At 71.2% G+C, this 13,493-nt stretch carries 16 protein-coding genes; 8 read left to right on the top strand and 8 right to left on the bottom strand.

Features of this window, described 5'->3' with window-relative positions; translation table 11 throughout:
- Positions 1-10: 10 nt before the first annotated feature.
- The gene (gene moaA / locus Srubr_RS06685; RefSeq protein WP_189998078.1) at positions 11-1,000 is read left to right on the top strand and encodes a GTP 3',8-cyclase MoaA; all 990 of its coding nucleotides are present in this window, start codon (positions 11-13) and stop codon (positions 998-1,000) included.
- Positions 1,001-1,021: 21 nt separating this feature from the next.
- Here moaA and Srubr_RS06680 read toward each other — a convergent pair whose 3' ends face one another.
- Both Srubr_RS06680 and Srubr_RS06675 read right to left on the bottom strand, forming a co-directional pair.
- Entirely contained in the window at positions 1,022-1,246 is a 225-nt protein-coding gene (locus tag Srubr_RS06680) for a hypothetical protein (protein WP_189998077.1), read from the bottom strand.
- Between the two features lie 238 nt (positions 1,247-1,484).
- Complete coding sequence (locus Srubr_RS06675) at positions 1,485-1,892, bottom strand: DUF3099 domain-containing protein (RefSeq protein WP_189998076.1); 408 nt, start codon at positions 1,890-1,892, stop codon at positions 1,485-1,487.
- Positions 1,893-2,137: 245 nt separating this feature from the next.
- Between Srubr_RS06675 and Srubr_RS06670 the strand changes: the two genes are divergently transcribed.
- Positions 2,138-2,422 carry a GlsB/YeaQ/YmgE family stress response membrane protein gene (locus tag Srubr_RS06670; RefSeq protein ID WP_189998075.1) on the top strand — a complete coding sequence of 95 codons (285 nt, stop codon included), beginning with the start codon at positions 2,138-2,140 and terminating at the stop codon, positions 2,420-2,422.
- A 61-nt stretch (positions 2,423-2,483) separates the two neighbouring features.
- On the opposite strand, the gene tyrS is transcribed toward Srubr_RS06670, so the two are convergent.
- The 5 genes from tyrS to Srubr_RS06645 all read right to left on the bottom strand — a co-directional run bounded on the left by tyrS (position 2,484) and on the right by Srubr_RS06645 (position 7,928).
- Positions 2,484-3,752 carry a tyrosine--tRNA ligase gene (gene tyrS / locus Srubr_RS06665; protein ID WP_189998074.1) on the bottom strand — a complete coding sequence of 423 codons (1,269 nt, stop codon included), beginning with the start codon at positions 3,750-3,752 and terminating at the stop codon, positions 2,484-2,486.
- Between the two features lie 66 nt (positions 3,753-3,818).
- Positions 3,819-5,210 (bottom strand): TldD/PmbA family protein, encoded by a 1,392-nt coding sequence (locus Srubr_RS06660; protein WP_189998073.1) that lies wholly within the window; start codon positions 5,208-5,210, stop codon positions 3,819-3,821.
- Positions 5,207-6,730 (bottom strand): TldD/PmbA family protein, encoded by a 1,524-nt coding sequence (locus Srubr_RS06655; protein ID WP_189998072.1) that lies wholly within the window; start codon positions 6,728-6,730, stop codon positions 5,207-5,209. The genes Srubr_RS06660 and Srubr_RS06655 overlap by 4 nt, the downstream gene beginning before the upstream one ends.
- A 164-nt stretch (positions 6,731-6,894) precedes the next feature.
- A complete protein-coding gene (locus Srubr_RS06650) occupies positions 6,895-7,080 on the bottom strand; it encodes a DUF397 domain-containing protein (protein ID WP_189998071.1) in 186 nt (61 codons plus the stop codon).
- Complete coding sequence (locus Srubr_RS06645; RefSeq protein ID WP_189998070.1) at positions 7,077-7,928, bottom strand: helix-turn-helix domain-containing protein; 852 nt, start codon at positions 7,926-7,928, stop codon at positions 7,077-7,079. The genes Srubr_RS06650 and Srubr_RS06645 overlap by 4 nt, the downstream gene beginning before the upstream one ends.
- 168 nt (positions 7,929-8,096) lie before the next feature.
- Here Srubr_RS06645 and Srubr_RS06640 point away from each other — a divergent pair, with 168 nt between their 5' ends.
- The 4 genes from Srubr_RS06640 to Srubr_RS06625 all read left to right on the top strand — a co-directional run bounded on the left by Srubr_RS06640 (position 8,097) and on the right by Srubr_RS06625 (position 10,913).
- Positions 8,097-8,588, top strand: coding sequence for an ATP-binding protein (locus tag Srubr_RS06640; protein WP_189998069.1), 492 nt, complete (start codon positions 8,097-8,099; stop codon positions 8,586-8,588).
- A 236-nt stretch (positions 8,589-8,824) separates the two neighbouring features.
- Positions 8,825-9,529, top strand: coding sequence for a 3-oxoacyl-[acyl-carrier-protein] reductase (gene fabG, locus Srubr_RS06635; RefSeq protein WP_189998068.1), 705 nt, complete (start codon positions 8,825-8,827; stop codon positions 9,527-9,529).
- A gap of 5 nt (positions 9,530-9,534) precedes the next feature.
- Positions 9,535-10,302, top strand: coding sequence for an enoyl-ACP reductase FabI (gene fabI, locus Srubr_RS06630; protein ID WP_189998067.1), 768 nt, complete (start codon positions 9,535-9,537; stop codon positions 10,300-10,302).
- 239 nt (positions 10,303-10,541) lie between these two features.
- The gene (locus Srubr_RS06625; protein ID WP_189998066.1) at positions 10,542-10,913 is read left to right on the top strand and encodes a hypothetical protein; all 372 of its coding nucleotides are present in this window, start codon (positions 10,542-10,544) and stop codon (positions 10,911-10,913) included.
- On the opposite strand, the gene Srubr_RS06620 is transcribed toward Srubr_RS06625, so the two are convergent.
- Complete coding sequence (locus Srubr_RS06620; RefSeq protein ID WP_189998065.1) at positions 10,891-11,583, bottom strand: FadR/GntR family transcriptional regulator; 693 nt, start codon at positions 11,581-11,583, stop codon at positions 10,891-10,893. The genes Srubr_RS06625 and Srubr_RS06620 overlap by 23 nt on opposite strands.
- A gap of 82 nt (positions 11,584-11,665) precedes the next feature.
- Here Srubr_RS06620 and Srubr_RS06615 point away from each other — a divergent pair, with 82 nt between their 5' ends.
- Both Srubr_RS06615 and Srubr_RS41315 read left to right on the top strand, forming a co-directional pair.
- Positions 11,666-12,982 (top strand): CynX/NimT family MFS transporter, encoded by a 1,317-nt coding sequence (locus Srubr_RS06615; protein WP_373313608.1) that lies wholly within the window; start codon positions 11,666-11,668, stop codon positions 12,980-12,982.
- A 58-nt stretch (positions 12,983-13,040) separates the two neighbouring features.
- Entirely contained in the window at positions 13,041-13,160 is a 120-nt protein-coding gene (locus Srubr_RS41315) for an SGM_5486 family transporter-associated protein (RefSeq protein ID WP_258565284.1), read from the top strand.
- Positions 13,161-13,493: the final 333 nt, after the last annotated feature.

The following is a 13,493-nucleotide window of genomic DNA, read 5'->3' as shown; positions in this document are numbered from 1 at the left end:
AGGGGCCCACGTGCTCATCGACACCTACGGCCGGGTTGCTACCGACCTGCGCGTCTCGCTGACCGACCGGTGCAATCTGCGCTGCACCTACTGCATGCCCGAGGAGGGCCTGCAGTGGCTGGCCAAGCCCGACCTGCTCACGGACGACGAGATCGTCCGCCTCATCGACATCGCGGTGCGCACCCTCGGCATCGAGGAAGTCCGCTTCACCGGCGGCGAGCCCCTGCTCCGCCCCGGCCTGGTCGGCATCGTGGAGCGCGTCGCCGCCCTCGCCCCGCGCCCCCGGATGTCCCTGACCACCAACGGCATCGGCCTGGTCCGCACCGCGACCGCCCTGAAGGCGGCGGGCCTCGACCGGGTCAACGTCTCCCTGGACACCCTCCGCCCGGACGTCTTCAAGACCCTCACCCGCCGCGACCGCCACCAGGACGTCCTGGACGGCCTGGCCGCCGCCCGCGAGGCCGGCCTGACCCCCGTCAAGGTCAACTCGGTCCTGATGCCGGGCCTGAACGACGACGAGGCCCCGGACCTGCTCGCCTGGGCGATCGAGCACGACTACGAACTGCGGTTCATCGAGCAGATGCCGCTGGACGCCCAGCACGGCTGGAAGCGCGAGGGCATGGTCACCGCCGGGGACATCCTCGCCTCCCTGCGCACCCGTTTCGACCTCACTCCCGAGGGCGCCGACGCGCGCGGCTCCGCCCCCGCGGAGCGCTGGCTGGTGGACGGCGGCCCGCACCGGGTCGGCGTGATCGCCTCGGTGACCCGGCCGTTCTGCGCGGCCTGCGACCGCACCCGCCTGACCGCCGACGGCCAGATACGCACCTGCCTGTTCGCCACCGAGGAGACCGACCTGCGCGCGGCCCTGCGCTCGGGCGCCCCGGACGAGGAGATCGCCCGCGTCTGGAAGCTGGCGATGTGGGGCAAGAAGGCCGGAGCGGGCCTGGACGACCCGTCGTTCGTCCAGCCGGACCGGCCCATGTCGGCGATCGGCGGCTGAACCGGGCGCGATGCCCCGGCGCTACGCCCCGGCCTCCTCGGCGGCCCGCCACTCCTCGAACCGCACGACGTCCTTCAGGAACCCCCGCACCCCGAGGAACTGCGACAGATGCTCGCGGTGCTCCTCGCAGGCCAGCCACGTCTTGCGCCGCTCCGGCGTGTGGACCTTGGGGTTGTTCCACGCCAGCACCCACACGGCGGCCGTGCGGCAGCCCTTGGCCGAGCAGATCGGGGTTACGTCACTCACGGTTTCGTCTCGGTTCGTCTCGTCGAGGGTCGGAAAACGAAAGGGCGGAAAACAAGGCGACGCCGGGCAGCCACGGGGGGAGCTGCCCGGCGTCGGTCCGTCGCTCCGACGGGGGATGCGGAGCGCCTACGCAGTATGTCACGGCAACCCCGTCGCCCGGGACCGGAACAGCTAGATTGATCTGAGGTTTTCTTGAGCTCCCAGGTGGCAGCCCCGGCGGTCCCCGCGTCCGCCGTGCTCAGACCGGGTCCGGGCGCTCGCCGCCCGCCCCGGCCGCCTGGTTCGTCGGCACGTCGCGCGGCGCGGAGTCCCGTACGGATTCCGCCCGTTGGTCCTCGGCCGGCGGGGCCGCGATCATCGGACGCAGCGGCGTGGTGACGAACGTCGACGGCAGCGACGGCGGCCGTTCGCGGCCCGCGTTGGCGACCACCACGGCGATGTAGGGCAGCACCGCGCCGAGCACGAGCGCCACGATCGCGACGTACCGCTCCACGTTCCACAGCGAGGCCGCGAGGATCACCGACACGGTACGGACCGACATCGAGATCACATACCGCCGCTGTCGGCCCCGGACGTCCTCGGCGAGTCCGGTCCGCGCGCCGGTGATCCGGAACACCTGGCCGCCACCGCCGTGCTGTTTCCGCATCACCATTCACCATCCGCCCGCATCGGACCCGTCCCGGCCCGCACCCTCGTCCGCGTCCGGCGGGAATCCCGGCCGGGCCACCCCCCACGTTACGCCGCCCCCGCGCCGCGATCGAGGCCGGGTCGCCCCCTGCCTGCGGCGACGCCCCCGGCCCCGGCGCGTACGGGGTAAGCCGACATGCGCCGTACGGCCCACCGCCCCACACTGGCGGTAATGCTCACGTCGAGCCGTACGAGGAGGCAGCCATGGGCTGGTTGTGGGCGATCATCTTGGGATTCGTGCTGGGCATCATCGCCAAGGCGGTCATTCCGGGCAAGCAGCACAGTCCACTCTGGCTGACCACCATCTGCGGCATCCTCGGCGCCATCGTGGGCAACGCGGTCGCCCGCGCGGTCGGCGTGGCGGAGACCAAGGGCATCGACTGGAGCCGGCACATCTTCCAGTTGGTGGCGGCGATCATCATCGTCGCGGCCGTCGACGCCCTCTACATGGCGACGCTGGGCAAGAGGAAGCACCGGGCCCGGGCGTAGGGCAGGCAGCGGGCCCGGGTGTGGGGGCGCGGGTTCCCCCGCGCCCCCACACCGCACGGCGTCACGCGGAGACGACCTCCACCGCGGCCAGGTTCTTCTTCCCGCGCCGCAGCACCAGCCACCGGCCGTGGAGCAGGTCCTCCCGGGCGGGCACCGCGTCCTCCGCGGTGACCTTGACGTTGTTCACGTAGGCCCCGCCCTCCTTCACCGTCCGCCGGCCCGCGGACTTGCTGGGCACCAGGCCGACCTCGGCGAGCAGGTCGACCACCGGGGCCAGCTCCGAGACCCGGGCGTGCGGCACCTCCGACAGCGCCGCGGCCAGCGTCCGCTCGTCCAGCTCCGCCAGCTCGCCCTGGCCGAACAGCGCCTTGGACGCGGCGATCACCGCGGCCGTCTGGCCGGCGCCGTGCACCAGCGTGGTCAGCTCCTCGGCCAGCGCCCGCTGCGCCGCCCGGGCCTGCGGACGCTCCTCGGTCTGCCGCTCCAGCTCCTCCAGCTCCTCGCGGGACTTGAAGGACAGGATGCGCATGTACCGGGAGATGTCCCGGTCGTCCACGTTCAGCCAGAACTGGTAGAACGCGTACGGGGTCGTCAGCTCCGGGTCGAGCCAGACGGCGCCGCCCTCGGTCTTGCCGAACTTGGTGCCGTCCGCCTTGGTCATCAGCGGGGTGGCCAGGGCGTGCACCGAGGCGTCCGGCTCCAGCCGGTGGATCAGGTCCAGCCCGGCCGTGAGGTTGCCCCACTGGTCGCTGCCGCCCTGCTGGAGCGTGCAGCCGTAGCGCCGGTAGAGCTGGAGGAAGTCCATGCCCTGGAGGATCTGGTAGCTGAACTCGGTGTAGCTGATGCCCTGGTCGGACTCCAGGCGGCGGGCCACGGAGTCCTTCGTCAGCATCTTGTTGACGCGGAAGTGCTTGCCGATGTCCCGCAGGAACTCGATCGCGGACAGGCCCGCGGTCCAGTCCAGGTTGTTGACCATGATCGCCGCGTTCTCGCCCTCGAAGGACAGGAACGGTTCGATCTGGGCGCGCAGCCGGTCCACCCAGCCGGCCACCGTCTCCGGGTCGTTCAGCGTGCGCTCGGCCGTCGGGCGCGGGTCGCCGATCAGGCCCGTGGCACCGCCGACGAGCGCCAGCGGACGGTGCCCGGCCTGCTGGAGCCGGCGCACGGTGAGCACCTGCACCAGGTGCCCCACGTGCAGGGAGGGCGCCGTCGGGTCGAAACCGCAATAGAACGTGACGGGACCGTCCGCGAGCGCCTTGCGCAATGCGTCCTCGTCGGTGGACAGGGCGAACAGCCCGCGCCACTTCAGCTCGTCGACGATGTCCGTCACGGTTCTCGTGTCTCCTTGATGATCTTCCGGCGGCCGGGTGACACCCGGCCACGAACGCCTACGAGGTTATACGCCCCGACTGACAGAGCTCATGTTGAAATCCGGGATGCGCAGCGCGGGCATCGCGGCGCGGGTGAACCAGTCGCTCCACTCGCGCGGCAGCGTCTTCTCCGTCCGCCCGGCCTCGATGGCCCGGCCCAGCAGGTCCACCGGCGACTCGTTGAACCGGAAGTTGTTCACCTGCCCGGTCACCTCGCCGTTCTCCACCAGGTAGACGCCGTCCCGGGTCAGGCCCGTGAGCAGCAGGGTCGCCGGATCGACCTCGCGGATGTACCACAGGCAGGTCAGCAGCAGCCCGCGTTCGGTGTCCTCGACCATCTCCTCCAGCGAGCGCGCGCCGCCGTCCAGGATCAGGTTGCCGAGCACGGGGGCGACCGGGAGCCCGGTCAGGGCCGCGCTGTGCCGGGTCGTCGTCAGGTGCTTCAGCACGCCCTGGCCGATCCACTCCGTGGCGTGCGTGGGCAGCCCGTTGTCGAACACGGACTCGTCGCCGCCGGAGGAGTGGGTGATCACGAAGGGCGGGCACTCCAGCCCCGGCTCGTTCGGGTCGCTGCGCAGGGTGAGCGGCAGCTCCGTCAGGCGCTCCCCGATCCGGGTGCCGCCGCCCGGCTTGGAGAACACCGTCCGCCCCTCGACCGCGTCCCGGCCGGAGGCCGACCACAGCTGGTAGATCAGCAGGTCCGCGACCGCGGTCGGCGGCAGCAGCGTCTCGTAGCGGCCCGCGGGCAGCTCGACGCGGCGCTCGGCCCAGCCGAGCCGTACGGCCAGCTCGGCGTCGAGCGCGCCGGGGTCGACGTCCTTGAAGTCCCGGGTGGAGCGGCCGGTCCACGCCGAGCGGGTGCGGTCCGGGGACTTGGCGTTCAGCTCCAGCGTGCCGGTGGGCTGGTCGTGCCGCAGGCGCAGCCCGGTGGACGTGCCCACATAGGTCGACACCAGCTCGTGGTTGGCGAAACCGTACAGTTCCCGGCCGCCCGCACGCGCGCGGGCGAACGCCTCGCCGAGCGCCGGCGCGAAGTCGGCGAACACCGCGGAGGAGGTCTCGGCGGGCGCGTCCGTGAAGTCGGGGGACTGGGGCACCCCGCCGACCAGCGGCTGCGCGTCCTCGGCGGGACCGGCACCGCGCGCGGCGGCCTCGGCGGCCCGCACCAGCGGCTCCAGCTCCTCGGCGGTGACCGCCGACCGGGACACCACACCGGAGGCGGTGCCCTCGGCACCGTCCACGGTCGCGATCACGGTGAGCGTACGGCCGCGGGTCACCCCGTTGGTGGTGAGCGCGTTGCCCGCCCAGCGCAGGTTGGCGGTGGAGTGCTCGTCGGCGATGACGACACAGCCGTCCGCCCGGGACAGCGCCAGCGCCTGCTCGACGACCTCGTGCGGCTTGTGGGTACGGACGCTCATCGGCCGGCCTCCTGCGTGGTGTTCAGAATGGTGACGCCCTTGAAGAGGGCCGAGGGGCAGCCGTGGGACACGGCGGCGACCTGGCCCGGCTGGGCCTTGCCGCAGTTGAAGGCGCCGCCGAGGACGTACGTCTGCGGTCCGCCCACGGCGGCCATCGAGCCCCAGAAGTCGGTGGTCGTGGCCTGGTAGGCGACGTCCTTCAGCTGCCCGGTGATCCGCCCGTTCTCGATCTTGAAGAAGCGCTGGCCGGTAAATTGAAAATTGTACCGTTGCATGTCGATCGACCAGGACCGGTCGCCGACGACATAGATGCCCCGGTCCACGCCCCCGATCAGATCCTGAGTGGACAGCCCGGCGGGGTCCGGCCGCAGCGACACGTTGGCCATGCGCTGTACCGGCACGTGCGCGGGGGAGTCGGCGTACGCGCAGCCGTTGGACCGCTCGAACCCGGTCAGTCGCGCTGTCCGCCGGTCCAGCTGGTAGCCGACCAGCGTGCCGTCCTTCACCAGGTCCCAGGACTGCGCCGCCACGCCCTCGTCGTCGTAGCCGATGGTGGCCAGGCCGTGCTCGGCGGTGCGGTCACCGGTGACGTTCATCAGCTCGGAGCCGTACCGCAACGTGCCGAGCTGGTCGAAGGTGGCGAAGGAGGTGCCGGCGTAGGCGGCCTCGTAGCCGAGGGCGCGGTCCAGCTCGGTGGCGTGGCCGATGGACTCGTGGATGGTCAGCCACAGGTTGGAGGGGTCCACCACCAGGTCGTACACGCCCGGTTCCACGCTCGGCGCCCGCATCTTCTCGGCGAGCAGCTCCGGAATCCGGGCCAGCTCGTCGTCCCAGTCCCAGCCCGTCCCGGTCAGGTACTCCCAGCCGCGCCCCACCGGCGGGGCGAGGGTGCGCATGGAGTCGAACTCGCCGCTCGCCTCGTCGACCGAGACGGCCGTCAGCTGCGGGTGCAGCCGTACCCGCTGCTGGGTGGTCACCGTCCCGGCGGTGTCCGCGTAGAACTTGTTCTCGTGGACGGTGAGCAGCGAGGCGTCTACGTGGTCGACGCCGTCCGCGCTCAGCAGCCGGTCGCTCCACTCCGCCAGCAGCGCCGACTTCTCCTCGTCCGGCACCGTAAACGGATCGATCTCGTACGACGAGATCCACGTCTTGTCCGCGTGCACCGGCTCGTCGGCCAGCTCCACGTGTTCCTCCGACCCGGCGGCCTTGATCACCTGCGCGGACAGCTTGGCCATGGCCACCGCCTGCGAGGCGACCCGGGCGGCGGCGTCCATGGTCAGGTCCACACCGGAGGCGAAGCCCCAGGTGCCGCCGTGCACCACCCGGACCGCGTACCCGAGGTCGGTGGTGTCCGACGATCCGGCGAGCCGCGCGTCCCGCAGCCGCCAGGAGGCGCTGCGCACCCGCTCGAACCGGAAGTCCGCGTGCTCGGCACCCAGCGCCCGCGCGCGTGCCAGCGCGGCGTCGGCGAGGGCGCGTAGGGGGAGCGCCAGGAAAGAATGATCGATTTCGTGGGGCATCGGTGAGAACCCTTCGGGCGCTTGCCTTGTGGTGACCTTCGCTGGCAGTGAATCATGCCGCGCCGGTCACACTCCCGGGAAAATTCCTGGCCGCGAGGGCACAGACCGACGGGCGGGCACGAGATTGACTCGTACCCGCCCGTCGACGCGCAAGCGATGCGAACTCAGCGGCCCAGGAGCGTGGTGAAAGCCGTCCAGGTGGCCGGGGTGACGGTGAGGGGGCGGATGTCCTTGTCCTTGGAATCGCGGATGCGGACGGCCTCGGGACGCAGGGCGACCTCCACGCAGTTGTCCCCGTCTCCGCCGCTGTAACTGCTCTTGAACCAGTCCAGCTCGGGGGTGGTGCTCATAGCGCTCCTCGCATCTGTTCCAAGACGTCCACCGTAGCCCGGCAGTCCAGGGCCTGGGAACGCAGCTTGCCATAGCGCTGATGGAGGACGCTCACTTCACCGGGATCAGAGATCAGACTGCTCGACCGGTGTCCCTCGGTGTAACCGAACCATTGGTGTCCGGGTGTCTCGGCCATGTACAGCTGACCGTCGGACCCACAGTGACCTTCCTGGCGCAGGGGCATGATCTGGATCTCGACGTTAGTCCGTTCGCCCACACTCAGCAGATGGTCGATGACAGTCCTGGTGACCGTGCGGCCACCGACCCCGCGTTCCAGAATGGCCTGCTCGATGATGAACGCAAAGGCGGTGTTCGGTCGCTCGGTCAGTAGCATCTGCCGCTCCAGACGCGCCGCGACCTTCTGATCGATCTGCTCCTTGGTGTGCGGCGGGAGTTGACGCTCAAATACCGCTCGTGCGTACTTCTCCGGCTGTAGCAACCCCGGAACCGCCCGACACTCATACGCGTATAGGGAGATCGCCTCCTCCTCGATCCCCGCCCACTGTTGGAACCACGACGCCAGCCCTGCCCGCCTCGTCAGACTCTTCGCCGCCGCAGTAAGGACCTTCGCCCCGACCGGCCCCAGCACCTCACCCGCCCGTGCCGGCAGATCCGCCGGAGGGAACCGTTTTCCCTGCTCGATCTTGGCGACGTACGCGGCCGAGTACCGTACTCGCGGCGCGAACTCCTCCTGGGTCAGCCCGGCTTCCTCCCGCAGCGCCTTCAGAACCGCGCCGAAGGTCTTGAGACTGTCGGAAAGTTCGGCTTCAGTGTTGTTCGCAGTGCCTCCGCCGTGGTCCACCGTCATGGCCGCGTGCCTCCTGTGCTCACGTCTCCGTGCCCTCACCGAAACCCCGCCCGCCCACCCAGGGTCACGGGGAGTTACCCACCCAGTCCAGAGTGTGCACTGATACAGCCGCGACTGTATGGGCGTCGTACCTGTTGGCGGCGCGGACGAGAGCAGAACGCTGGCCTCATGTCAGCGCCAGAGGCCCAAGTGGCCGTAACCGTAAGTGTGTTCGTGCAGCGCTTCTCCGCCACCCGCCGAGGGGCCCGCCTCGCCCGCAGGCTCGCCGCGCACCGTCTCCACCTCTGGGGCATGCCGTACGGCGGCCCGGCTTCCGACGCCGTCACCCTCGTCGTCGCCGAACTCGCCGCCAACGCCGTGCTCCACGGCCGCGTCCCGGGCCGCGACTTCGAGCTGCGCCTGAGTTACGACCGCGCCGCCGGTGTCGTACGCGTCGAGGTGTCCGACACCCACCCCGGGCGGCCCGAGCCCCCTGGGGCGGCGGCTCCGAGCCGCCCCCTGGACGCCGAGGGCGGCAGGGGACTGCTCCTCGTGGCGGCCGTCGCCGCCCGCTGGGGCGTCGGGGAGCGGCTGGGGCCGGGCAAGACGGTGTGGGCGGAGTACGAGGTGCCGCCGGCGGCCGACGGCGGCGGGGCCGGGTGTCCGGCCCGGTCCCGCTGAGAGACACCTCGGGCACCCGCCGGGCCGGGGCGGCCGCGCTTCCACCCGGTACGGCGGACCGAGTGCGAAGCTCTCTGGTGGTGTGCCGACTGTAGGGACCCCACAGTGTGCGGCATGAGCCACTGTCGGTGCCCGATTGCCCGTGGGCGCGGTGGTACCGATAGGTTTCCGGTGAAGCCACCTGCCGCCCAGGAGTCCGGGCGGATAAGTAAGACCGCTATCGAAAGGGTGATCCGTTGAGCCGCTCGGTTCTCGTCACCGGAGGCAACCGAGGCATCGGCCTCGCCATCGCCCGCGCTTTCGCCGACGCCGGCGACAAGGTCGCGATCACGTACCGCTCGGGTGAGCCGCCGGCCGGCTTCCTGGCCGTCAAGTGCGACATCACCGACCCGGAGCAGGTGGAGCAGGCCTACAAGGAGATCGAGGACCGGCACGGACCGGTCGAGGTCCTGGTCGCCAACGCCGGCGTCACCAAGGACCAGCTCCTGATGCGCATGTCCGAGGACGACTTCACCTCGGTCATCGACACCAACCTCACCGGCACCTTCCGCGTCGTCAAGCGCGCCAACCGCGGCATGCTGCGGGCCAAGAAGGGCCGCGTCGTCCTCATCTCGTCCGTGGTCGGCCTGCTCGGCTCGGCGGGACAGGCGAACTACGCCGCCTCCAAGGCCGCGCTGGTCGGCTTCGCGCGTTCCCTGGCCCGGGAGCTGGGCTCGCGCAACATCACCTTCAACGTCGTCGCGCCCGGTTTCGTCGACACCGACATGACCAAGGTGCTCAGCGACGAGCAGCGCCAGAACATCGTCGCCCAGGTGCCGCTCGGCCGGTACGCGCGGCCGGAGGAGATCGCCGCCGCCGTGCGCTTCCTCGCGTCCGACGACGCCTCGTACATCACTGGAGCCGTCATCCCGGTTGACGGCGGACTGGGAATGGGTCACTGATCACCATGAGCGGAATCCTCGAGGGCAAGCGCGTCCTGATCACCGGTGTGCTGATGGAGTCCTCCATCGCCTTCCACGCCGCCAAGCTGGCCCAGGAGCAGGGCGCCGAGATCATCCTGACCGCGTTCCCGCGGCCCACGCTGACCGAGCGCATCGCCAAGAAGCTGCCGAAGCCGACCAAGGTCATCGAGCTGGACGTCACCAACGACGAGCACCTCGGGCGGCTGGCGGACGTCGTAGGCGAGGAGCTGGGCGGCCTGGACGGCGTCGTGCACTCCATCGGCTTCGCGCCGCAGGACGCGCTCGGCGGCAACTTCCTCAACACGCCGTTCGAGTCCGTCGCCACCGCCATGCACGTCTCGGCGTTCTCCCTGAAGTCGCTGACCATGGCCTGCCTGCCGCTGATGCAGAACGGCGGCTCGGTCGTCGGCCTCACCTTCGACGCGCAGTACGCCTGGCCGCAGTACGACTGGATGGGCCCGGCCAAGGCCGCCCTGGAGGCCGTCAACCGCTACATGGCGCGCGACCTGGGCAAGCAGAACATCCGCTGCAACCTGATCTCGGCGGGCCCGATCGGCTCCATGGCGGCCAAGTCCATCCCGGGCTTCAGCGACCTGGCCTCCGTGTGGGACACCCGCTCCCCGCTGGAGTGGGACCTGAAGGACCCGGAGCCGGCCGGCCGCGGCATCGTCGCCCTGCTGAGCGACTGGTTCCCGAAGACCACGGGCGAGATCATCCACGTCGACGGCGGCCTGCACGCCATCGGCGCCTGACCCACCTCACGAGGCCCCGCCCGAGCCATACGAGGCCCTGCTGAACCTTACGACGCCCCGTTTCCCGCCGCGCGCGGGGAGCGGGGTGTCGCCGTAGGGCCGGGCGCGCGTGCCGGGTGTCATCCGTCCGGCCCACCGGCCGGGCCGCCGCCGGGCCATCGGCGCACCCTGGGGGTACGTCCCCGGACGACGCGTTCGCTCGCACGCCCCTCCGCAGCCCGGCCGAGGAGGTCCCGCTCGTGCGCCTGTCCCGCAGCCTGGCCCCGCTGCCGGTGGCCCTGGCCCTCGTGCTGTCGCTGCCGTACGCCGCGCTGCCGTACGACGCGCCCGTGCACGCGCACGCGCGCGTGGAGGCCGGCGCGTCACCCTCGCCGGTCCGGTTCGGCGCCTCCTGCCGTACGGCCGTACGCGGCTCCCAGGTGGTGGCCCACTGCCACAACCCCTATGTGGACATCGACCGCGTACGGCTGCACATCGAGTGCGCCCGCTGGTGGGACATCGACACCGACAGCGCCCCGGCGGACGCCTGGCCGGCCATGACCGTACGGCTCACCGGCCGGTGCTGGAAGGAGATCCGCTCGGTGTGGATCAGCCACCAGAAGGCGCGCTGAACCGCCCCGGATTGCACAGGAACGGATAGCTCGCGGCCTCCCCGGCCGCCGCCTCGGCGTCCCCCGCGCGGATCGCGTCCACCAGGCGCGCGTGGTCCATGTGGGTCTCCGGGGTCAGCTCCGCCCCGACGTCCGCGCGCAGCCAGTCGCGCAGCACCTCGCCGAGATCCGCGTACATCGCCGTCATCACGTCGTTGTGGGAGGCGGCCACCACCGCGAGGTGGAAGGTGGCGTCGGCCGCCACGAAGGACTCCGTGTCGCCCGTCTCCCACGCCTGCTCGCGCCGGACCAGCAGCGCGTCCAGCTGCTTGAGGTCCTTCTCGGTGCGCCGTTCGGCGGCCAGCTTGGCCGCGCCCGACTCCAGCGTGGAGCGCAGCTCGGCGATGTGCCGGGGGTCGGCGTCGGCGAAGCGGCGGTGCATCACGCCGGCCAGCTCGCTCGTGGCCACGACGTACGTGCCCGAGCCCTGGCGGATGTCCAGCAGCCCGTTGTGCGCGAGCGCGCGGACGGCCTCGCGGACGGTGTTGCGGGCGACACCGAGCTGCTCGACCAGTTCGGGCTCGGTCGGGATACGGGAGCCGACCGGCCACTCGCCGGAGGTGATCTGGTTGCGCAGTTCGGCGATGACCTGCTCGGACAGCGCCGAACGGCGCGGGTGGCTCAAGGGCATGGCACACCTTCGCACGAGGGGACCGGGCGCGGACGCTCCGGGGATGGACAGGTAATCATCCTATGATTCTATGATGGGTCTTATGGCTAGTGAGGAAATCCGGACAGTGGACACCCGTACGGCGATGACACCGACCCAACGCGGTGCTGCCGCCGCGACGAACACCCCAGAGACGACCCCCGGCGCGGGCCGCACGCGCGCGTGGGCCACCCGGCTGGTCGTCGTGGGCATCATGCTGGCCGCCCTGAACCTCCGGCCGGCCATCACCAGCCTCGGCGCCCTCCTCGAAGAGGTCCGCGACGGGCTCGGCATGAGCGGCAGCGTGGCCGGACTGCTCACATCCGTGCCCCCGCTGTGCTTCGCCGTCTTCGGTGTGATGGCACCCCGTCTGGCCCGCCGCTTCGGGCCGGCCGCCGTGGTGTGCGCCGGCATGGCCGCCATCGCCGTCGGCCTCGTCATACGGCCGTACGTCGGCAACACGGCCGGATTCCTGGCCGCCAGCGCGCTCGCCCTGATGGGCATCGCCGTCAGCAACGTCCTGATGCCGGTCATCGTCAAGCGCTGGTTCCCCGACCGGGTCGGTTCCATGACCGGCCTGTACTCGATGGCCCTCGCCGCCGGTACCTCCCTCGCCGCCGCGCTGACCGTCCCGCTCACCGACGCCATGGGCGGCAACTGGAAGTCCGGCCTCGTGGTGTGGGCGACCATCGCCGCCGCCGCCGTCCTGCCCTGGCTGCCGCTGATCCGCGACCGCGGCCCGGCCGGCGCCCAGACGGAGGAGACGGCGCCCGAGCCCGCGGAACAGCAGGCCCCGCTGCGCATCACCCGCAGCCGCACCGCCTGGTCGCTCGCCGTCTTCTTCGGCCTCCAGGCCACGGCCGCCTACATCACGATGGGCTGGATGCCGCAGATCTTCCGGGACGCCGGTGTCTCGGCCGGCACCGCCGGTGTGCTGCTCGCCGTCACCATGGTGATGGGCGTGCCGCTGGCCTTCATCATTCCCAGGGTCGCCACGCGCCTGCCCCACCAGGGGCCGATCGTCCTGGTGCTGGGTGTCTGCGGGCTCGCCGGATACGCCGGCCTGTACCTCGCGCCGTCCGGCGGCGCCTGGGCCTGGGCCCTGCTGCTCGGCGTCTCCAACTGCGCCTTCCCGCTCGCCCTGACCATGGTCGGCATGCGCGCCCGCAGCGGACCGGGCGTGGCCCAGCTGTCCGCGTTCGCCCAGAGCACGGGCTACCTGATCTCCATCCCCGGCCCGCTGCTGGTCGGCGTGCTCTACCAGCAGAGCGGCGGCTGGGGACTGCCGATCGCCCTGATGGCGGCGCTGATGGTGCCGCAGATGGTGGTGGGCTTCATCGCCGGCCGCGACCGCACGGTCGAGGACGAGGCGACGAACTGACCCGACCGGGGGTGCCCCCGGCGCCGTCCCGGGGGAGACGGGGTGCGAGACTGGACGCATGCAGCCTGTGCTCGACCCGAACCCGCAGAACGGCCAGAAGAAGATGCTGCTCGTCTTCGGCTCGTTCCTCGCCATCTTCGTGATCATCGCCGTGGTGGCGATCATCGCGTCCCCGTGACGCCGGGGAGGACGCCCGACCTGCCGTGACCACGTGGTCCTGCCGGACTGCCTGGGTGCGGCGGGGGCGTCCCGTGATTCCGGGAATCACCTGCCTCCGGCGGGGCACCTGGCGATTCGGGAGGATCGCCTGGCACCGGCGGGGTGTCCGGTGGTCCGAGAGGATCGCCTGGCCCGACGGGACCGCCTGACGGGTCCGGTTGCCCCGGCCTTCCGGCTTACGGTTCCTCCGGGGGCGGAGGGCCTGTCGGCTCTGTCCGGACTTGTCGGTTCTATCTGGTCCTATCGATTCTGCGGGTTATGTCGGCTTCATCCGGGCGGAGGGTGGTGCTGG

This window comes from Streptomyces rubradiris (assembly GCF_016860525.1).
GTDB lineage: Bacteria > Actinomycetota > Actinomycetes > Streptomycetales > Streptomycetaceae > Streptomyces > Streptomyces rubradiris.
Note: the sequence above shows the minus strand (reverse complement) of the source record. Positions and strands in the feature narration are given on the sequence as shown.